The organism is Methylobacterium sp. Ger2507 (genome assembly GCF_055231875.1).
This window is the reverse complement of the sequence record NZ_JBUYVC010000001.1, coordinates 1,051,028-1,068,564: the sequence shown is the minus strand read 5'-3', so window position 1 is coordinate 1,068,564 and position 17,537 is coordinate 1,051,028. Positions and strand designations below refer to the sequence as shown.

The window sequence follows — 17,537 nt, the reverse complement described above, 5'->3', positions numbered from 1 at the left end:
CAGGTCCGGGCCGTCAGTCACGCAAGGGCCGACGCGCCCTGTCAAGGGACGCGTGGACACAGCGAAAGCTTTAAGAGCTAAATTGTTTCAGTTTCACCGTGAGCGCGTGCGCGGCGCCTCACGTCCCGCCGAACAGGTCGGGCTCGCGACTGTCGTAGTCGACGAGCCCGACGAAGGGCAATTGGCGGTAGGCGTGGGCGACGTCCATGCCGTAGCCGACGACGAAGACGTCCGGACAGGTGAAGCCGACGAAATCGGCATCGATGGTCACGGCGCGCTTGCCCGGCTTCTCCAGCAGCACGGCGGTCAGCACCCGCTTGGCGCCGCGCGCCATCAGCAGGTCCTTGGCGAACACGATGGTGCGCCCGGATTCGAGAATGTCGTCGACGAGCAGCACGTCGCGCCCGCGTACCTCGCTCTCGACGTCGCGCAGGATCTCGACCTGGCCCGAGGAGACCGTGGCGGTGCGGTAGCTCGACAGGTGCACGAACTCCGCCTGCGGCTCCAGCCCGACCCGGTGCAGGGCGCGCAGGAGATCGGCGGCGAACATGAAGCTGCCCTTGAGCACCGCCACCACGAGGAGATTCTCAGGGTTGGCAGCGGCGATGGCGGCCGCGAGTTCCTCGGTGCGCCGGGCGATGGCGGTTTCGTCGAAGAGGACGCGGACGCGTCGGGAAGGACTGGTCATGCGCGCTCCTTATCACGGGCTCGGCGCGCTGGCACCGGTCTTCGCCATCGGCTCGGTGGAGACAGCGACGCCGGAGACAGTAGCGCCGGTCCCGACAGCCCCGGTTTCGGTGCCCCCGGACTTGGCGCCCTCAGACTCGGCGGCGGCGAAGTGGACGCGGACCGAGCGGCCCTGGGCCGGGGGTGCCGAGAGGCTCGCGCGAAAGCGGGCGGTCTCGCTCCGCTCCAGCACCGGGCGCGGCGGGGCGATGCGCCAGCGATAGAGCGGCTGGTCGCGCCCGTCACGGACCTCGACCTCGATCGACGGGACCTCGGCTTCGGCGGCGATGCCGACGAGGTCACCCTCGACCACGAGTTGGCCCTGGGCGCCGTCGCCAGGGCTGTGGCCGGGGTTCTGAAATGCGACGACGTCGCGAAACGCGATGCCGCGCAGATTGACCGGAAACCCGACGCGGGCATAGAGACCCGCACTCTGCGGCATGGCCCGGACGACGGTGGCGCGCCCCACCACGGCGAGCCCCAACCCAACCACCACCGCGAGGCCGAGGGCGGCACCAGGCGAGGCCAGCCTCGAGCCGGCCCGCTTCGGCGCAGCCGCTTTGACCTTGCCGCGGGAGCGCGCCTCTTCCGGCGGAACCGAGACGGGCTCGGGCTCCGCTCCCAGAGCCGATTCCCAGGAATCAAGGTCGGCCTGAGCCGTGGCGCGGCTCTGCGCCGCGTCGGGGCCGAGATCGGACGCAGCCATCATGGCCGCCGTCATCTCGGCTTCCAGAGCGGCGGAGACGTCCTCGGGAGAGATGAACCAGGTCTCGCGGCAGGCCGCACAGCGCACCGAACGCCCGTCCGGCCCGACGCGATCCGCGTCGATCTCATACGCACTGGAACAGGACGGGCAGACGATCAGCATGGTATCCCGGCGCCTCGCATCTCGATGGCAGTTGCCGCCAGGGGCAAAAAGACTCAAACGGTTCTCGGCCAACACGGTTAACCGTCCGTGAAGCGAGCGGCCTTTGAACCGAAGCGCACGGGGATCGATCATGGGGGGATCGTGGCGGATCGGGTGAACACGCAGTCGCTTCTCTCGGGAGCCGAGGAGCCGGTGGTCCAGTTCGAGAGCGTCGGCATGCGCTACGGCCTCGGACCGGAGGTGCTGAGCGATGTCAGCTTCCAGATCGCGCCGCGCTCGTTCCAGTTCCTCACGGGGCCGTCGGGCGCGGGCAAAACCACGCTCCTGCGCCTGATCCTCCTGTCGGTGCGGCCCACGCGCGGCCTCGTCTCGGTGTTCGGCGAGGAGGTCAGCGGCATCTCCAGCGAGGCGCTGACCGGTCTCCGCCGGCGCATGGGCGTGGTGTTCCAGGATTTCCGCCTGCTCGACCACCTCACCACCTACGAGAATGTGGCCCTGCCCCTGCGCGTCCAGGGCCGCTCGGAGACGAGCTACCGGGCCGAGGTCGTCGAGTTGCTGCGCTGGGTTGGCCTCGGCGAGCGCATGCACGTGCTGCCGCCCCTGCTCTCGGGCGGGGAGAAGCAGCGCGCCGCCATCGCCCGCGCGCTCATCGCCCGGCCCGAACTGCTGCTGGCCGACGAGCCCACCGGCAACGTCGACCCAGGCCTCGGCCGGCGCCTGCTGCGCCTGTTCATCGAACTGAACCGGCTGGGCACCTCCGTGCTCATCGCCACCCACGACTTCGCCCTGATGGACCTCGTCGATGCCCGGCGCTTCGTCCTGGGGGACGGGCGCCTGACGGTCGAGGCATGACGTCGGGTCAAGGAGGTCGGGTGATGCGGATCGGGCGAGACGGGGCGAAACATGATGGGTGATCCCGGCATACCCTCCGCCCCCCAGGCGGCGACGATTCCTGGCCGCACCGGGGACCGGCCGCCGGTGAAACCGCCGGCACCTCCGGATTCGCGGGCCGCGCCCCTGCCCGCGACCCTGCGCCGGAACGCCCCCCTGGTTCCGACGGATTCAGCCGCGAGCCGGGCCTTGGCCGCCGTGATCGCCATCCTGACCTTCCTGGCAGCCCTCTGCGCGGGTGCCGCCGAGATCGTGGCGTCGAGCGCTGTCCAGTGGCAGGGCACGGTCGCCCAGGAGGTGACGATCCAGGTGCGTCCGAGCCCCGGGCGCGACATCGACGCGGACGTCGCCCGTGCCGAGGCCCTGGCGAAGGCCACCCCGGGCATCGCCGCCGTGCGGGTCTTCTCGAAGGGGGAGGCCGAGCGCCTGCTCGAGCCCTGGCTCGGCAGCGGCCTCGACCTCTCGGATCTGCCGGTCCCGCGCCTCGTCACGCTGAAGCTGGCCGAAACGGCTCCGGACCTGAAGCCCCTGCGGAGTTCCCTCACCGAGGCGCTGCCCGGCGTCGCAAGCCTGGACGATCATGCCCTGTGGCTGCGCCGGCTCTCCACGGCGGCCAACACCTTCGTGGGCGTGGGCATCGGCATCGTCGTGCTGGTGCTGGTGGCGACCGGCCTCGCCGTGGTCTTCGCGACGCGCGGCGCGATGGCGGGCAACCGGGAGGTGGTGGAGGTGCTGCACTTCGTCGGCGCCAACGACGACTTCATCGCCCGCGCCTTCCAGCGCCGGTTCTTCGGACTCGGGCTGCGCGGCGGCATCATCGGATCGGGTGCGGCCATCGCGGCCTTTGCCCTGGCCGGCCTGGTGTCACGCAACTGGCGCTCGGGTCCTGCCGGCGAGGAGATCGAGGCCCTGTTCGGAGCCTTCCACATCGGCTGGCGCGGCTATGCCAGCGTGCTCCTGATCGGCGTGATCGCGTCGGTGGTCACCGGCATCGTCTCGCGCCTCACGGTGCGGCGATTCCTGGCGTAGGAAGTCTGGCCGCAAGCGCCGGACCCGATTCACACATTCGCAAACAGCGGGCGCCTGGCTGTCTCATGCCCGCCCGATCCCGTTAACCCTTCGTGAACCTTTCCAGGCGGAGATGCTTGCCTCGTGAACGCCCCAATCGGGGCTACCTATGGGGCATGACGAGGCGGATGTCAGCCAGCGGCACCATGAAGCCCCCCGAGGCTTTCGGATGGGCCTGGACCGACGTCGCATCCCGCGCGCCGGGGCGGACGCCGCCTCGGCTCCCGGAAGCCGGCGCGCCTGCGCACGCTGGATTCAGCCGGACCGCCAAGGCCGCCCTGGGCACCGCCAGCCTGGGCGGAGTGGCCCTGTTCTGCGGCTTTCTGGCCTTCGTGGCCTGTCTGGAGCGCGACGAGCGCGTACCGGAGGGACGGGCCGACGGCATCGTGGCCCTGACGGGCGGCGCTCAGCGCATCGGTGACGCCATCGACCTTCTGGCCAACGGCTACGGGCGGCGCCTCCTCATCACCGGCGTCAACGAGCGCACGAGCCGCGACGAGATCGCCCGGCTCAACCCGAGCCAGCGCCACTGGATCGAGTGCTGCGTCGACCTCGACTATCGGGCGCGCAACACCATCGGCAACGCGATCGAGACCCGGCGCTGGATGCGCCAGCACCGCTTCAGCACCGTCACGGTGGTGACCTCGAACTACCACATGCCCCGCACCATGGTGGAACTCGACCATGCGCTCATGGGTGCCGACCGCGTCGTACCCTATCCGGTGATCGCGGAAGGCTTTGAGCCCGACCGCTGGTGGTCGCATCCCTCCTCGGCCAAGCTCCTGGCCTCGGAGTACCTGAAGTTCCTCGTGGCCTGGGTTCGGACCCGCTTCGAGCATGATCCTGAGCGCTCGCGGGCCGCCATCCTCATCGGGCGCGGCAAGCCGATCAAGATGGTCGCGGAGCCCCTGTTGCTGCGCGGGCAGCAATAGGCCGGCGGAAGCCCGGTCGGAAGACGAATGCGAGGCTGGACGCGGCAGTCCCGGCCTTCACAGTCCCGGCCTTCACAGTCCCGGCCTTCACAGTCCCTTGCACTGGCTGCGGATCAGACCCGAAAACTCCTTCTCCGAGGTCTGGACCTGGGCGAGGCGTTCCGTGCGCTCGGCCCCCGAGAGACAGCGGCCGTAGACGCTCGCCACCCGGCGCATGGTCTCCACGTGCCGGCGCCAGACGCGACACTGGTCGGCGGCCTCGCTGCCGGCCTGCTCGAGCTGGTCGATCGCCTGGCGCTGCATCGAGCTCGCCACGAGAACGTCACGGGCACACGCGGTGTCGGTCGCGCCGCGCGGCTCCGCGGCGACGGGACCGGCCGCGAGCCCAAGAGCGACGGCCAGGGAAACGAAGCCCGGTACGAGGCGCATGTTCATGCGGCCTGCGAGGTCGAGGTGTGGGTCAGGAGGGCGTAGAGCGCGCTGGCATCCCGGGCGGCCCGGATGCGCTCCAGGATTCCGGGTTCGCGCAGCAGCCGGGCGACCTGCGCCAGAGCCTTGAGATGATCGGCGCCAGCCCCCTCGGGAGCCAGGAGCAGGAAGGCGATATCGACGGGCTGACCGTCGAGAGCATCGAAATCCACCGGCTTCTCGAGGCGGGCGACGAGACCGAACAAGCGGTCGAGGCCAGGAAGCTTGCCGTGCGGGATGGCGACGCCGTCGCCGATACCGGTGGAGCCGAGGCGCTCACGCTGCAGCAGGGTCTCGAACACCTCCCGCTCGTCCAAAGCCGGAAGCTGACGCACCGCATGGGCGCTCAGCTCCTGCAGCATCGACTTCTTGGCGCGGACACGCAGGGACGGCACCACGGAATCCGGAGACAGGAATTCCAGTACTGGCATGAAGGACCGTCGCCCCGTCGGCGGCAGCCGACCCGGCCGCCACTCCATGAAAGGTCGGGCCGCCCGGGCGGCCCTGAGACTCAATCGAGCGGGTTCGGGCTCTGTTCCCGCCCCGCGCCTACGACGCCGCCTCGGCCGGATCGACCCAGCCGATAGCCCCGTCAGTGCGGCGGTATACGACGTTGATGCGTCCGGTGCCAGCGTGAACGAACACGATGACCGGAGCGCCCGTGAGGTCGAGGGCAGTGACCGCCTCGCTTACCGAGTGGCGCTTCAGGGTCTTGGTGCTCTCGGCGACCACGGGCGGGTGTGCCGCCTCGCCATCCGTCAGGTCGTCCTCGTCGAGATCGACCGCATCGGCCTCGCTGGGTGCGGCGAAAACCGCATAGGCCGCCTGCACTGTCGCACCGTCATGGGCGGCCGCGCCGTGATCCTTGAGCTTGTGCTTGTAGCGACGCAGACGCTTCTCGAGCCGATCGGCCGTCTGATCGAAGCTGGCATGGGCGTCATGCGCCGCGCCGGACGCTTCCAGGGTCAGGCCCGAGACGAGGTGGAGCACGCAGTCGGTGCGGTAGGAGGTCCCATCCCGCCGAAGGGTGACGTGCCCCGAACAGGTCTCGCTCATATGGCTGTCGAGGTATTTCGCGAGTGTGGCAGCCATTCGCTCCTCGACACGCCCCCGCAGCGCTTCGCCAAGGTCCAGGCCGTGGCCCGTCACGCGCAATGCCCCCATGATCCCTCCGATTTTCGTTGTGGACGCGCTCTGGTTGAGGAGCCTCATGAGTTAAGGAGCCTCGCCTGGAGAAGTCAACGCGGGGCCGGCCCCGGATCGATCGTCGGCGCTCGATCCGTCATCGAGGCGCCTCGGCTTCGGGATGCGCGTCCTCGGGAGACGGGTTGGAACGGGGCAGCAAGCCGGGTCGGCTCCCACCCCGCGTGCAGGCGTGGCTGGTTGCGGAGGCCGCGCCCTATCCGAAGGCCCCGACCTCGTGCTGGATCATGCCCGAGATCTCCCGCACCCGCTGGAAGCTGCGCCGGATCGGCTCGAACAGCGTCCTGTGCTCGGTCTCGTAGGTTCCGACGTCGCGCGGGCCGGCAGGCTCGCCGAAATTGAGGCCCAGCGTCGGGTCCGGTGTGATCGGGAAGATGTCCTCGAGCAGCGTCAGGCAGCCATCGATATCGAGGCGCAGGAAGCGCTCGATCAGGGCCTCGCGGCTGATCCCCGATTGGGGGCGGAAGCCGGGGATGTGCACCGCCAGGAACCAGATCCGGTGGATCAGCGCGAGCCGGATCGCGTGCAGCAGGGTCAGGCGGGCCGACATCCGCCCGAGGTCGGGAGCCGCGACCTGCAGGCTGAGCCAGTCGCAGGTCAGTTGGCCGAACAGGTGGCGCAGGTCGGGCGCCAGACGCAGACGGTCGAGGGCGTTGGCGATGACGACGAGTTCCTCGCGCCGTCCGTCGCGCTGCGTACGCCGGGCACGCTCCAGCCACACCGCCGGATCGAGGGTGTCGATATAGGCGCGCAGCACATCGAGATCGGAAACGCTGGCGGCGTGCTGGACCATGCGGAAGGCCCGGGAGAAGCGCACGGAATCCCGCCGCATGTCGCGGAACAGGTCCGGCGTCCGACCGGCCGCACGGCCGACCCCGTGCAGCGAATTGGCCAGGAAGCCGAGCTGCTGCAGGATCGCGTTGTTGGGGATCGCCCGCATCTGACGCGGGTGGGTGATCATGGTCGGACCGCCGCCATCGGTCTGGCGGGCGACGGGCCGCGAACCGGTGCGGTCGAGGAGGCTCGGGCCGAAGGTGCCGAGCAGGGCGGCGTAGCCCGCATCGTCCACCAGCGTCTCCATGTCCTGGCGCACCACGGTGAAGAACTCGGCGGCGAAATCCGGCTCGGCGTAGATCGGGTCGTCGGTCTCGTCCGCCCCGCTCGCCGGATCGGACAGGACGTAGTCGGCGAAGCTGTCGTCGTCGGCGACATCGAAGGCGAAGACGTGCTCGGCAATGCGCTCGACGGTCGCCTGGGCCAACGGCAGGGTGCCGAACATCAGGTAGCCGTCCGAGCCCTGGAAGCTCGATTCGAGGCGCACCCGGATGCTCGCGTTCCGGTTGCGCCGGCGCGCATCCTCGGGGGCCAGATAGGCGAGGCGATCGCGCAGGGAGGTCGGGTGAGCGCCTCGGCCGATCGATTCGCCATGGGTGTCGAAGATCGCGAGTTCGACCCCGGTGAGGTCGTTCTGAACCATCAATTCGGTGATGCGCAGGCGCAGGCGCTCGATCCAGAAGCTGGCGGCGAGCTGGCCGACATAGCGCCCGGAATCCGAGTAGCCGAACTGGACGGTAAGGCGGCCGATACGCTTGAGGTACTGGCGCCAGTGCGGGTTGCGCAGGGCATCGTCGAGAACGCGGACGCCCTGTTCCAGGGCACTGGCCGTCTCGAACAGCGGCGTGATCTCGACCTTGTCGGCGATGCCGTAGTGCCGCGCGAGCCAGAGGGCGGCCAGGAGGGTGTAGCCTGTCTCGGTCTCGGCGATGAGGAAGCGCACGGGATGAGAGCCGTCCACGTGCTTGAGGATCTGGGTGATCGTCATCATCAGGCGGGCGGCCGAGGCACGCTCGGCGGCCAGCGCCCCGAAATCCACGTCCACCGCCTGCACGTCGTTGAGGAGCGCGTGGATGCTGGCGAGATGTGAACGGCGCTGCGCCGCGTCTGTCGGCTCGCCCTCGAGGTCGGTCACGCGGCGCACCGCGTTGTGGATCTGGCTGGCATTGAGCCGGAAATGCGGCAGGGCGTTCGAGAGCCCATGGGTGGCGATGCCGGAGCGCAGGAGGGCGACGCTGCGCTTGTCGGCGTCGGAATCGAGGCCGCCGATGGCTCCAGCCAGTCCGGCCAGGATGGCGCCGGAATCGGTCTGTGCCCGCTCACGCTCGATGATCAGCGCGAGGGCGAAGCGGTGGACCGCCTCGAGGGACGGCTTCGTGCCGAGGCGCGGCGCCACCGCGAGCTGGCGGTTCACGGCGGCGAGCGCGCCGCCCGTCAGATCGCGCACCACCTGGGTCGCGGGAACCTGGGGCAGGTCGCGCATCACCCTGTCGAGCTGCATCCGCTTCGATTCGAGTCGGTAGCGCACCGTATCCCACCAGCCGATATCGGTGCGCCCGTCCGTGTCGCAGCCGACCCAGCTCGCGATGGCGAAGGGTTTCGGGACCAGTTCGGTCCAGCGGTCGGGCCAGCGCGCGCGGGCCGCATCCAGCAGGGCAGCGTTGAAGCCGTCGAGGGCGGTGCGTCCGTGGTTGGCCGCGACGCAGGCCTGCTCGAACTCGTCGTCGAGGCTGATCTTGGGATCGGGCCGGGTGGAGTGGCCTGCCGCACGCGTCACCAGCGCCGCGCGGGCCGGTCTGTCGACCTCGCTGGCGGCCTGGGCGATCAGGGCCGCGACGGCGCGTGGCATGCCGAAGGTCGGATGGGCGGTGAACACCACGGCGAAGCCGGTGCGTCCGACGAGATCCCGGAAGCTCTCGAAATCTCCCTGCCGATGCGGCACCGCCGCCACGAGACGGGCGGCCATGCGAGTGTCGGATGCGGCGGCGGCATCCCGGTCGAGGCCGACATAGGCGCGCAGACGCTCGGCCCGGGACGCCAGGGATTGCGCCCGCAGCAGGGGGAACAACGCGTCGAGATCGTCCTCGCCGATCTCGCCCCGATCGAAGCGGCGGGTGATCGCCAGCGTCACGGCGAGCACGGGGTTGCGGAACGGATCCTCCGCCGCCTGCTCGCGCGATTCCTCGATCAGCCTCAAAAGCTCCTGCTCCAGAGGAAGATCCTGTTCCAGGCCTTCGCCCCGCCGCGATGCGAGGCCGGATTCGGTGGCGGCATCGGCCGGATGGAGGTCATGCGGGCGCATCGATCGACCTTGCGGTTCGGGGGCGGGCGAGAGCGTCATACGGCACTGGGACAACGCGAGCGTCGGAACGTCGAGGGATCCATGGCCACGTCGACAGGTCGACGGAAGCCGCGAACCCGGTTGCCGCCCTCGAACACTGGGTGCCTGCGGGCACCGATCTGGGCGCGCGGGGCCGGACGGGAGGCACTGCTTTCTGACATCAGTGCGGGCGACGCAAGGACTGTTCCGGGGCAAGCCGATCATGCGTGCGAGCTTGGCTGTCGCGGGGTCTCCGGAACAAGAACGGGCTCCGGAAGGGTGCAACGCGTCGCGTCCTGGGCTAACGCTGGACCCGGTATGGAAACACTCCTGATCCTGGGGGCCCTGGCCGCCCTGCTGTTCTCCGGGTGCCTCGTGGCCTCGCAGTTGGCGCGCGCGCGCCGCCCCGAACTGCGCATGGCGCGGGAGGAAGATCTGCTGGACGAAGCGGATGGCGCGGACCTGCTGATCCGCGGCCTGGAGCCGCCGCGCGCCAGTCCCATCGATCGCACCGCGACCATCCTCGAGGTCGAGGCCGTGAAGACGCCCTCCCCTCCGACGCTGGCCCCCGATTCACCAGGACCATTGCCGTCGCCCCAGACTTCGCTTCGAGATCGAGAGCTTCGCTGATGGTGTGCTTCCGCACGCGCCGTTGGGCGGTCCTTCCGCCGGCGGCCGTCCTGCTGACGGTGGCCGTCGTGCTGACGGCGGGACCGACCCGCGCACAGGAACCGAACGGGGCGCCCGATACCGAGGCACCGCCGGCGGCGGCGCCGAAGAAGCGGCCCCCGCCTCGCAAGCCGGCTGCGAAACCGGTGTCCAAACCGGCCGCCGAAGTCGTTCCGGCCGCGCCGCCGGCTCAGGAGCCGAGTCGGGAACCGGCTTCGGCTTCGAGTGCTGCGCCGACGCCGGCGGCCAATCTTCCCGGCCTGACCGTGCTGTGCGAAACCAAGGCGGCCCTCTACGAAGGGCCGAAGGACTTCGCCGTCTGGGTCACCCGGACGGGGACCGTCGTGGTCGAGAACCCGCTGCGTCCGCTCACGCCCGAGTCGACGCGGGTGCTCGAGGTGGTCATCGCCGGCAAGGCCGCCACGGCCTATGGCCCCGACCTGTTCGCCCTGCGGCGGGGCGGAAGCCCGGCGGCTCTGGGCGCGCTGCTGGGTGCCCCGGTCCAATGGGACGCCACGCCGGTGCCGCTGCCGGATACGCTGAATATCGTCTCCGAGGCCGGCCAGAGCCTGGCGCAACTCGGTTTCCGCGAATGCGGCACGGCGCCCGCCGTGAAAAGCCCACCCGTCGCGACGAAGGACGGGGCCGGCAAACCCGCGAAGAAGCCCCGGCCCAAGGTGGCCAGGGATGCCGGCGGCAATGCCGGCGCCAAGGCGCCCCCCGGCCTCAGCCTGCCGCAGGGAGCCATCGAGTGAGGCTGTGTTCAGGACGATGCCGATGGGTGCGGGAATACGGGGACAAGGCGGAAACGGACAGGGGCCGACCGCCGCCGAAGTGATCGCGCGCCTCGGGCTCGCTCCGCATCCGGAGGGTGGCCACTATCGCGAGACGTTTCGCGATCCCCGGACGATCGAGGGGCGCTCGGTCGGCAGCGCGATCTACTACCTTCTGGATCTCGGTGAGGTGTCCGAGTGGCATCGGGTGGACGCGGCCGAGATCTGGCACTGGCACGCGGGCGCTCCGCTCGTGCTCACGGTCAGCCCCAACGGGCACGATGCGGCGGCGGCCTATCTCGGTCCGGACCTCGCCCGAGGCCAGCAGCCGCAGATCGTGGTTCCGGCGGGCCATTGGCAGACCGCCACCAGTCTGGGCGCCTGGACGCTGGTCGGTTGCACGGTCTCCCCGGCCTTCGACTTCGCTGGCTTCGAGATGGCGCCGCCGGATTGGCGTCCAACGCCTCGACTTGGAGCCGCTCGCGACGTCCTCAACGAGAAGTAGCGATTTTGTGCCAATGGCCCTTGCCAGGGCGCGTTATAAGGCGCTTTCAGGGCTCCGGTTGCAACCCAGGAATCTCCCGATGCGTCGCCCCGCTCCCCCTGTCGCCGCGTCGCTCGCGTCGGCCCTGCTTCTGCTCGGTACCACGGGCGCGTGGGCAGACCCGACGCCGTCCGCCGCCCCTTCGTCCCTGAAGAGCGAGGGTCCGACTCAGCCGGCCAAGGTTGACGACGGGAGCTATACGGACAAGGACGGCACGCCGACCTACCACGTCACCGAGGGTGGCAAGATGGTCGATTGGCCGGCCATGTCCGGTTACGTGCGCTACAATGCGAATTGCATCGTCTGCCACGGTCCCGACGGCGCAGGTTCGACCTATGCACCATCCCTGGTCGAGGCCCTGAAGCGCGACGATTACGCGACCTTCGTGGGCATCGTCGCGGGTGGCAAGAAGGACGTCAATTCTGCGCAGCAACTGGTGATGCCGGCCTTCGGGGATAATCGGAACGTGATGTGCTACATCGACGACATCTACGTCTACCTGCGGGCACGGGCGGACGGCGTCATCGGTCGCGGCCGTCCTGCCGAGCACGAACCGAAATCCGAATCGTTCAAGAAGCGCGAGGACGCCTGCATGGGCTGAGGCGTGTCCATGGATCGGGGCGCGTCTCGGAATTGAGCAGCGTCAACCGACAGGGACCCTTCCCGCCGCAGCGGGGGCGACGCGCGCCGCCCTCGCTGTGTTTCGAGATCAGGCGATGTACTGGGCGCCGTTGATCGTCAGGGTCGAGCCGGTGATGAAACCCGAATCCTCGGCCGCGAGATATTCCACCGCGCGGGCGATCTCCTCGGCCTCGCCGAGGCGGCCGACCGGGATCGTCGCAATGATCTTGTTGCGGATGTCCTCCGCCACCGCCATCACCATGTCGGTGGCGATATAGCCCGGTGCGATCACGTTGACGGTGATGCCCTTCGAGGCACTCTCCTGGGCCAGCGCCTTGGCGAAGCCGATCACGCCGGCCTTGGCGGCGGAGTAGTTGGTCTGGCCGGCCTGGCCCTTCTGGCCGTTGATCGACGAGATCAGGATGATGCGGCCGAAGTTGCGGGCGCGCATGCCCTCGATGACGGGCCGCGTGCAGGTGAACATCGAGTCGAGGTTGGTCTTGATGACCGCCTGCCACTTGTCGAAGGTCATCTTGTGGAAGGCACCGTCCCGGGTGATGCCGGCGTTGTTCACGAGGATGTCGATCGGGCCGACCTCGGCCTCGACCGCCTTGATGCCGGCCTCACAGGCGGCGGCATCACCCACATCGAACTTGAACACCGGGATTCCGGTCTCAGCCTTGAAGGCATTGGCGGCCTCGTCGTTGCCGCCGTAATTGGCCGCAACCTTGTAGCCCTTTGCCTTCAGGCCCTGCGAAATGGCGGCGCCGATGCCGCGCGTGCCGCCCGTGACGAGTGCAACGCGTTCCTGAGCCATGATTTCCTCCAGAAATTTTAAGATTTTTTGGGTCGAAACCGAACGTCCTGCGACCGGGGCGTGACGATCGAAGTGGGTCGAGCGCGGCTTTAGCTGGCGTTCCGGCCGTCGCGCGACCGATTTAAATTTGCGGCGGTGTCAAGAAAACTGGATCACTCGCTCTGGACCACCGCCGCAGGAGATCGATTCAAACGCGCTCGATGCACATGGCGACGCCCATGCCGCCGCCGATGCAGAGGGTGGCGAGGCCCTTCTTGGCATCGCGGCGCTTCAGCTCGTGCAGAAGGGTGACGAGGACGCGGGCACCGGAGGCGCCGATCGGATGGCCGATGGCGATGGCGCCGCCATTGACGTTCACCTTGTCGGTGTCCCAGCCCATGTCCTTGTTCACCGCGAGCGCCTGGGCAGCGAACGCCTCGTTGGCCTCGATCAGGTCGAGGTCGGAGGGCTTCCAGCCAGCCTTGTCCAGAGCCTTGCGCGAGGCCGGAATCGGGCCGGTGCCCATCACCTTCGGGTCGACGCCGGCGGTGGCCCAGGAGACGATGCGGGCCAGCGGCTTGATGCCCCGGCGCTCGGCTTCCGCTGCCGACATCAGCACAATGGCGGCGGCGCCGTCATTGAGGCCGGAGGCGTTGGCGGCGGTGACAGTCCCGTCCTTGGTGAAGGCCGGCTTGAGCTTGGCCATGGCCTCCAGGGTGGCGCCGTCGCGGATGTACTCGTCGGTGTCGACGATGACGTCGCCCTTGCGGCCCGGCACCGTCACGGGGACGATCTCCTCCTTGAAGCGGCCCTCCTTGCGGGCGGCTTCGGCCTTGTTCTGCGAGGCGGTGGCGAACTGGTCCTGCTGCTCGCGGGTGAGCTGGAAGGCCTGGGCCACGTTCTCGGCGGTCTGGCCCATGTGGTAGCCGTTGAAGGCGTCCCAGAGACCGTCCTTGATCATCGTGTCGATGAGCTTCACGTCACCCATCTTCTGACCGCCGCGCAGGTACTGCGCGTGGGGCGAGAGCGACATCGATTCCTGACCGCCGGCCACGATCACGGTGGCGTCGCCGTTGGCGATCTGCTGCATGCCGATGGCGACCGTGCGCAGGCCCGAACCGCAGACCTGGTTGACGCCCCAGGCGGTGGCCTTCTCGGGGATGCCGGCCTTGATGGCCGCCTGACGGGCGGGGTTCTGTCCGGCACCGGCGGTGAGCACCTGGCCGAAGATCACTTCGTCCACGTCGTCGGCCGGCACGCCGGCGCGCTCGAGGGCGGCCTTGATCGCCACGGCGCCGAGGTCATGTGCCGGCACGGTGTTGAACGCCCCGCCGAACGAACCGACGGCGGTGCGTGCCGCGCCGACGATGACGATATCTTCTGCTGCCATGGTGACGTTCTCCTCATCCCGGCCAGGCGCTCCCTTGACGCTCCTGGGTTGAGCGTGGGCGCCTTTGTGCCGTTCCCTCGGATGAAAGCCGTCGACCTCGCGAAGTCAAGGCATCCAGGAGTTGTTTCAGGGGCCTACCGTAACAGCGAACACGTCGATGCGTGGTATTCCGCGGGATGAGCGATAAATTGCTGTTTTCGTCGGCACGCGAACGCCTTAAGATGAACTTGTGCGCCGCGAGATCGGGCACTGGTCCCAGCCGCCTCGTCAAGATCGCGTGTGGGCACGAACGTGTTGGGAGAGGCGCCCAGAGATGGCGGATAACGGCAAGTCCAATCACACCGTCATCAAGAAATACGCCAACCGGCGCCTCTATCATACCGGGACGTCCACCTACGTCACCCTCGAAGACCTGGCGACGATGGTCCAGAACGGCGAGGATTTTCTCGTCTACGACGCGCGCTCCGGCGACGACATCACGCGTTCGGTGCTGACGCAGATCATCTTCGAGCAGGAGAACAAGGCCGGGGACGACAATCTGTTGCCGGTCGCCTTCCTGCGCCAGCTCATCCGCTTCTACGGCGACAGCATGCGCACCATGGTGCCGAGCTTCCTCGAATTCTCGATGGCGAACTTCGCTCGCGACCAGGAGGGCCTTCGCGAGAAGATGACCCAAAGCTTCGCGCCGACGGCCTTCCAGAGCGCGATGGAAGAGCAGGTCCGCGCCAACATGAGCTTCTTCGGCGATGCCATGAAGATGTTCACCGCCTTCGGCACCGGCCCGCTCTCGGGCATGGGAACGCACCCCTCTTCGGCCGGCAAGTCCGGCGCGAACGTCCCGGTTCCGAGCACGACGTCCTCGAGCACGATTTCGCAGGCCGGAGCCGGCACGGATCTCGACGACCTCAAGCGCCAAATGGCGGAGATGCAGTCGCGCCTCGAGGATCTGGCCAAGAAGTAGGCGCGCCGGAGACGCCCTCCACGCCTGCCATCACGCCTGGCTTCGCGAATTCCCGATTCCCGTGTCGGCCGTGGCGCGTAGTCTTCCGCGCCGCTTCGGCCGGAGGGAAGGTTGACGAACCCTTAACGTCGACCATTTCTGTTCCCAGGCGCCGCGCGGGCGCGGGGAACGGATGCCATGGAGCGCCCCGAATCAGAGTCGCCCCCCGACGACGGAACGCTTACGCGCCGGGATCTCCTCGTGATTGCCGGCCGTGACGATTCGGCCCCGTTGAGCCTGCGTCCCATCCCTGCCCGCCCCATGGCAGGGTTCCTCGCTCAGTTGATCGTGAGCACGGAGCCGACCCTGCGCCCTTCCCGCATCGAGCGCACGCGCTCGGCCGCAGCCCGTTACGCCGAGGCGGCACGCCGCGCCTGACAGGTTCTCCCGTATTGGGCACACGGCCGAAGGTGGCCCGCGCAACGAAAAAAGCCGGACCCGCTGATAGGGGTCTCGGCTTTTAAGCGTCGGAATCGATCGCCGTCCGTCGGGCGCCCGTCAGGCGTCCCGCGAAGCTCAGGCCTCTGCGGACTTCACTTTGAGGACCTGACGGCCCCGGTACATGCCCGTCTTCAGATCGATATGATGGGGACGGCGCAGCTCGCCCGAATCCTTGTCGGTGACGTAGGTCGGGGCCTTGAGGGCGTCGGCGGAGCGGCGCATGCCGCGACGCGAGGGGGAGGTCTTTCGCTTCGGAACGGCCATCGGAAGAGTCCTGTACGGCAAAAAAGGCACCGCTGGCGCGACTTCCTGGGGAAAGCCGCCTCGGCACCGTGGTCAAACGGAGATTCGCTGGCGGCTCTATAACGCCAGACGCCGCTTCTGGCTAGAGCGGTCCGGCGCAAGAGACCGACCCCGGTTCGACGGCGACCGCGCGTGCCGAACCTCCTGACCGACATCCGCACGGTGAAGCTCTCAAGCGTTCGCCAAGACAAGCCGCTATACAGCCTGACCCGGTCGGGATTTCTGCCCGGTCGCCCCTTCGATCCGAGTTCGATCCGAGCCTGAACGCGCGCGAGGACTTTAAGCTGCGGTTCAACTTGGGACTTCTATTCCGGAAGCAGGGTCGCTGCCGCATCGCGCGGAGAGCGATGCTTTCGGGAGACGTCCATGTCCTCATCCCTGCTACGTACCCTCGCTGTGCTGACGTGCTTGGCCGCCGGCCCTGCTCTGGCCCAAACGCCGAGCCCGACCATGCCCTCGCCCTCGCCCTCGCCAAAGACGATGGCGCCGACCGCGCCCACCGCTCCGAAGGCGCCTACCGTCGAGAGCCCCGCTGCCGCGCACAAGGCCGCCCTGATCGACATCAACAGCGCCACCGCCGCCGAACTCGACGCCTTGCCGGGCATCGGCGCGGCCCGTTCCGCCGCCATCATCAAGGGCCGTCCCTATCGCGGCAAGGATGAGTTGCTGTCCAAGAAGATCATCCCGCAGAACGCCTATGACGGCATCAAGGACAAGGTCATCGCCAAACAGAAGTAGCGGCCGGCGCGGCGCGCCTCGTGTCGCGCGCCGCGTGCACATCCTGGATTGTTTGTCTGTCTCACCCCTGTGGGCCTCCCTTGTCGGGGGCGGGAGCGGGTGGTAGGCGCCGGGGATCACACGCGAAAACACCGCTCGAAAACGCCGTTCTTGGCCCGCCACAGATCCCAGCGCAGAAGCCCGTCCGCCATGCCGCCGCATCCCGCCATCCGCCTGCATCGCGGCGACCTGCCAGCCGATTACGTCGCCGGCCCGGCCATCGCCATCGACACCGAGACGCTGGGCCTCAACCCGCATCGCGACCGGCTGTGCGTGGTTCAGATCTCGCGCGGCGATGGCACCGCCGATGTGGTCCAGATCATTCCCGGAGACCCGGCGGCCGAGACGCTCCTGCGCGTCCTCGCTGATCCCGCCACCCTGAAGATCTTCCATTTCGCACGCTTCGACCTCGCCGTGCTGTTCCATGGTCTCGGGGTCATGCCCGCGCCGGTCTACTGCACCAAGGTCGCCTCGAAGCTGGCCCGCACCTACACCGACCGACACGGGCTGAAGGACGTCGTCCGGGAACTCGTGGGCGTTGATCTCTCCAAGCAGCAGCAATCCTCCGATTGGGGGGCAGACACCCTCAGCCAGGCGCAAGTGGATTATGCCGCGTCCGACGTGCTCTACCTGCACGCCGCACGGTCGCGCCTCGACGCGATGCTGGAGCGGGAGGGGCGCACCGAGATCGCCAGAAGCTGCTTCGACTTCCTGCCGACCCGTGCTCGCCTCGATCTCGCCGGCTGGGCCGAGGCCGACATCTTCGCGCATACCTGAATGCCTGTCTGAGTGCCCGTGTGACGGTGGTCGTGCGCCGCCGCACATCTTCGCGGTGGCACCCGGCTTCATTCCGACGATCGATCGGCCGGAGGCTTGATGCTTTGGCAAGCTTCCCGTCATAACTTCGCCACCG

20 protein-coding genes are annotated in these 17,537 nt (G+C 68.5%); 11 read left to right on the top strand and 9 right to left on the bottom strand.

The window, feature by feature from the left end:
- Nucleotides 1–118 precede the first annotated feature (118 nt).
- Nucleotides 119–688: a hypoxanthine phosphoribosyltransferase gene (gene hpt / locus ACV7NL_RS04975; RefSeq protein ID WP_056187887.1), complete on the bottom strand. Its 570-nt coding sequence runs from the start codon at nucleotides 686–688 to the stop codon at nucleotides 119–121.
- A gap of 12 nt (nucleotides 689–700) precedes the next feature.
- Nucleotides 701–1,594, bottom strand: coding sequence for a zinc-ribbon domain-containing protein (locus ACV7NL_RS04970; RefSeq protein WP_463355085.1), 894 nt, complete (start codon nucleotides 1,592–1,594; stop codon nucleotides 701–703).
- Nucleotides 1,595–1,747: 153 nt separating this feature from the next.
- On the opposite strand from ACV7NL_RS04970, the gene ftsE reads away from it, so the two are divergent.
- The 3 genes from ftsE to ACV7NL_RS04955 all read left to right on the top strand — a co-directional run bounded on the left by ftsE (nucleotide 1,748) and on the right by ACV7NL_RS04955 (nucleotide 4,485).
- Nucleotides 1,748–2,446 carry a cell division ATP-binding protein FtsE gene (ftsE, locus tag ACV7NL_RS04965; protein WP_200935890.1) on the top strand — a complete coding sequence of 233 codons (699 nt, stop codon included), beginning with the start codon at nucleotides 1,748–1,750 and terminating at the stop codon, nucleotides 2,444–2,446.
- A gap of 51 nt (nucleotides 2,447–2,497) precedes the next feature.
- A complete protein-coding gene (locus ACV7NL_RS04960; protein ID WP_244477006.1) occupies nucleotides 2,498–3,514 on the top strand; it encodes a cell division protein FtsX in 1,017 nt (338 codons plus the stop codon).
- 167 nt (nucleotides 3,515–3,681) lie between these two features.
- A complete protein-coding gene (locus ACV7NL_RS04955) occupies nucleotides 3,682–4,485 on the top strand; it encodes a YdcF family protein (protein WP_244477005.1) in 804 nt (267 codons plus the stop codon).
- A gap of 87 nt (nucleotides 4,486–4,572) precedes the next feature.
- Here ACV7NL_RS04955 and ACV7NL_RS04950 read toward each other — a convergent pair whose 3' ends face one another.
- The 4 genes from ACV7NL_RS04950 to ACV7NL_RS04935 form a co-directional block, all read right to left on the bottom strand.
- Nucleotides 4,573–4,914 (bottom strand): hypothetical protein, encoded by a 342-nt coding sequence (locus ACV7NL_RS04950; protein WP_156634251.1) that lies wholly within the window; start codon nucleotides 4,912–4,914, stop codon nucleotides 4,573–4,575.
- Between the two features lie 2 nt (nucleotides 4,915–4,916).
- Nucleotides 4,917–5,384: a PTS IIA-like nitrogen regulatory protein PtsN gene (gene ptsN, locus ACV7NL_RS04945; protein WP_056187880.1), complete on the bottom strand. Its 468-nt coding sequence runs from the start codon at nucleotides 5,382–5,384 to the stop codon at nucleotides 4,917–4,919.
- Nucleotides 5,385–5,502: 118 nt separating this feature from the next.
- Complete coding sequence (gene hpf / locus ACV7NL_RS04940; RefSeq protein ID WP_056187877.1) at nucleotides 5,503–6,117, bottom strand: ribosome hibernation-promoting factor, HPF/YfiA family; 615 nt, start codon at nucleotides 6,115–6,117, stop codon at nucleotides 5,503–5,505.
- Nucleotides 6,118–6,352: 235 nt separating this feature from the next.
- Nucleotides 6,353–9,292, bottom strand: coding sequence for a phosphoenolpyruvate carboxylase (locus ACV7NL_RS04935; RefSeq protein ID WP_463355084.1), 2,940 nt, complete (start codon nucleotides 9,290–9,292; stop codon nucleotides 6,353–6,355).
- A gap of 336 nt (nucleotides 9,293–9,628) precedes the next feature.
- Here ACV7NL_RS04935 and ACV7NL_RS04930 point away from each other — a divergent pair, with 336 nt between their 5' ends.
- The 4 genes from ACV7NL_RS04930 (at nucleotide 9,629) to ACV7NL_RS04915 (ending at nucleotide 11,897) form a co-directional block, all read left to right on the top strand.
- The gene (locus ACV7NL_RS04930) at nucleotides 9,629–9,940 is read left to right on the top strand and encodes a hypothetical protein (protein WP_056187874.1); all 312 of its coding nucleotides are present in this window, start codon (nucleotides 9,629–9,631) and stop codon (nucleotides 9,938–9,940) included.
- Nucleotides 9,940–10,734, top strand: a complete 795-nt coding sequence (locus ACV7NL_RS04925; protein ID WP_244478480.1) for a hypothetical protein — start codon at nucleotides 9,940–9,942, stop codon at nucleotides 10,732–10,734. The genes ACV7NL_RS04930 and ACV7NL_RS04925 overlap by 1 nt, the downstream gene beginning before the upstream one ends.
- Nucleotides 10,735–10,756: 22 nt before the next feature.
- Complete coding sequence (locus ACV7NL_RS04920) at nucleotides 10,757–11,257, top strand: cupin domain-containing protein (RefSeq protein ID WP_463355083.1); 501 nt, start codon at nucleotides 10,757–10,759, stop codon at nucleotides 11,255–11,257.
- Nucleotides 11,258–11,336: 79 nt separating this feature from the next.
- Nucleotides 11,337–11,897 carry a c-type cytochrome, methanol metabolism-related gene (locus tag ACV7NL_RS04915; RefSeq protein WP_056187868.1) on the top strand — a complete coding sequence of 187 codons (561 nt, stop codon included), beginning with the start codon at nucleotides 11,337–11,339 and terminating at the stop codon, nucleotides 11,895–11,897.
- Nucleotides 11,898–12,005: 108 nt separating this feature from the next.
- Here the strand turns inward: ACV7NL_RS04915 and phbB are convergent, their stop codons facing one another.
- Nucleotides 12,006–12,734 carry an acetoacetyl-CoA reductase gene (gene phbB / locus ACV7NL_RS04910; RefSeq protein ID WP_247635261.1) on the bottom strand — a complete coding sequence of 243 codons (729 nt, stop codon included), beginning with the start codon at nucleotides 12,732–12,734 and terminating at the stop codon, nucleotides 12,006–12,008.
- A 187-nt stretch (nucleotides 12,735–12,921) separates the two neighbouring features.
- Nucleotides 12,922–14,103, bottom strand: coding sequence for an acetyl-CoA C-acetyltransferase (locus tag ACV7NL_RS04905; RefSeq protein ID WP_056187861.1), 1,182 nt, complete (start codon nucleotides 14,101–14,103; stop codon nucleotides 12,922–12,924).
- Between the two features lie 313 nt (nucleotides 14,104–14,416).
- Here ACV7NL_RS04905 and phaR point away from each other — a divergent pair, with 313 nt between their 5' ends.
- Nucleotides 14,417–15,064, top strand: coding sequence for a polyhydroxyalkanoate synthesis repressor PhaR (gene phaR, locus ACV7NL_RS04900; protein ID WP_056485845.1), 648 nt, complete (start codon nucleotides 14,417–14,419; stop codon nucleotides 15,062–15,064).
- A gap of 270 nt (nucleotides 15,065–15,334) precedes the next feature.
- Nucleotides 15,335–15,481, top strand: coding sequence for a hypothetical protein (locus tag ACV7NL_RS04895; protein WP_156634229.1), 147 nt, complete (start codon nucleotides 15,335–15,337; stop codon nucleotides 15,479–15,481).
- Nucleotides 15,482–15,619: 138 nt separating this feature from the next.
- On the opposite strand, the gene rpmF is transcribed toward ACV7NL_RS04895, so the two are convergent.
- Nucleotides 15,620–15,808, bottom strand: coding sequence for a 50S ribosomal protein L32 (gene rpmF, locus ACV7NL_RS04890; protein ID WP_056187853.1), 189 nt, complete (start codon nucleotides 15,806–15,808; stop codon nucleotides 15,620–15,622).
- Nucleotides 15,809–16,213: 405 nt separating this feature from the next.
- On the opposite strand from rpmF, the gene ACV7NL_RS04885 reads away from it, so the two are divergent.
- Both ACV7NL_RS04885 and ACV7NL_RS04880 read left to right on the top strand, forming a co-directional pair.
- Nucleotides 16,214–16,585, top strand: coding sequence for a ComEA family DNA-binding protein (locus ACV7NL_RS04885; protein ID WP_463355082.1), 372 nt, complete (start codon nucleotides 16,214–16,216; stop codon nucleotides 16,583–16,585).
- A 189-nt stretch (nucleotides 16,586–16,774) separates the two neighbouring features.
- A complete protein-coding gene (locus ACV7NL_RS04880; RefSeq protein ID WP_247635259.1) occupies nucleotides 16,775–17,401 on the top strand; it encodes a ribonuclease D in 627 nt (208 codons plus the stop codon).
- Nucleotides 17,402–17,537 lie beyond the last annotated feature (136 nt).

Excerpts from the sequence above, each read along its gene's own strand:
- phbB (WP_247635261.1), bottom strand. The coding sequence starts at position 12,734 with ATGGCTCAGGAACGCGTTGCACTCGTCACGGGCGGCACGCGCGGCATC.
- ACV7NL_RS04930 (WP_056187874.1), top strand. The coding sequence starts at position 9,629 with ATGGAAACACTCCTGATCCTGGGGGCCCTGGCCGCCCTGCTGTTCTCC.
- ACV7NL_RS04925 (WP_244478480.1), top strand. The coding sequence starts at position 9,940 with ATGGTGTGCTTCCGCACGCGCCGTTGGGCGGTCCTTCCGCCGGCGGCC.
- ACV7NL_RS04905 (WP_056187861.1), bottom strand. The coding sequence starts at position 14,103 with ATGGCAGCAGAAGATATCGTCATCGTCGGCGCGGCACGCACCGCCGTC.
- ACV7NL_RS04915 (WP_056187868.1), top strand. The coding sequence starts at position 11,337 with ATGCGTCGCCCCGCTCCCCCTGTCGCCGCGTCGCTCGCGTCGGCCCTG.
- ACV7NL_RS04955 (WP_244477005.1), top strand. The coding sequence starts at position 3,682 with ATGTCAGCCAGCGGCACCATGAAGCCCCCCGAGGCTTTCGGATGGGCC.
- ACV7NL_RS04885 (WP_463355082.1), top strand. The coding sequence starts at position 16,214 with ATGTCCTCATCCCTGCTACGTACCCTCGCTGTGCTGACGTGCTTGGCC.
- ptsN (WP_056187880.1), bottom strand. The coding sequence starts at position 5,384 with ATGCCAGTACTGGAATTCCTGTCTCCGGATTCCGTGGTGCCGTCCCTG.
- ACV7NL_RS04880 (WP_247635259.1), top strand. The coding sequence starts at position 16,775 with ATGCCGCCGCATCCCGCCATCCGCCTGCATCGCGGCGACCTGCCAGCC.
- ACV7NL_RS04970 (WP_463355085.1), bottom strand. The coding sequence starts at position 1,594 with ATGCTGATCGTCTGCCCGTCCTGTTCCAGTGCGTATGAGATCGACGCG.
- rpmF (WP_056187853.1), bottom strand. The coding sequence starts at position 15,808 with ATGGCCGTTCCGAAGCGAAAGACCTCCCCCTCGCGTCGCGGCATGCGC.
- hpf (WP_056187877.1), bottom strand. The coding sequence starts at position 6,117 with ATGGGGGCATTGCGCGTGACGGGCCACGGCCTGGACCTTGGCGAAGCG.
- ACV7NL_RS04935 (WP_463355084.1), bottom strand. The coding sequence starts at position 9,292 with ATGCGCCCGCATGACCTCCATCCGGCCGATGCCGCCACCGAATCCGGC.
- ACV7NL_RS04920 (WP_463355083.1), top strand. The coding sequence starts at position 10,757 with ATGGGTGCGGGAATACGGGGACAAGGCGGAAACGGACAGGGGCCGACC.
- ACV7NL_RS04950 (WP_156634251.1), bottom strand. The coding sequence starts at position 4,914 with ATGCGCCTCGTACCGGGCTTCGTTTCCCTGGCCGTCGCTCTTGGGCTC.
- phaR (WP_056485845.1), top strand. The coding sequence starts at position 14,417 with ATGGCGGATAACGGCAAGTCCAATCACACCGTCATCAAGAAATACGCC.
- ACV7NL_RS04960 (WP_244477006.1), top strand. The coding sequence starts at position 2,498 with ATGATGGGTGATCCCGGCATACCCTCCGCCCCCCAGGCGGCGACGATT.
- hpt (WP_056187887.1), bottom strand. The coding sequence starts at position 688 with ATGACCAGTCCTTCCCGACGCGTCCGCGTCCTCTTCGACGAAACCGCC.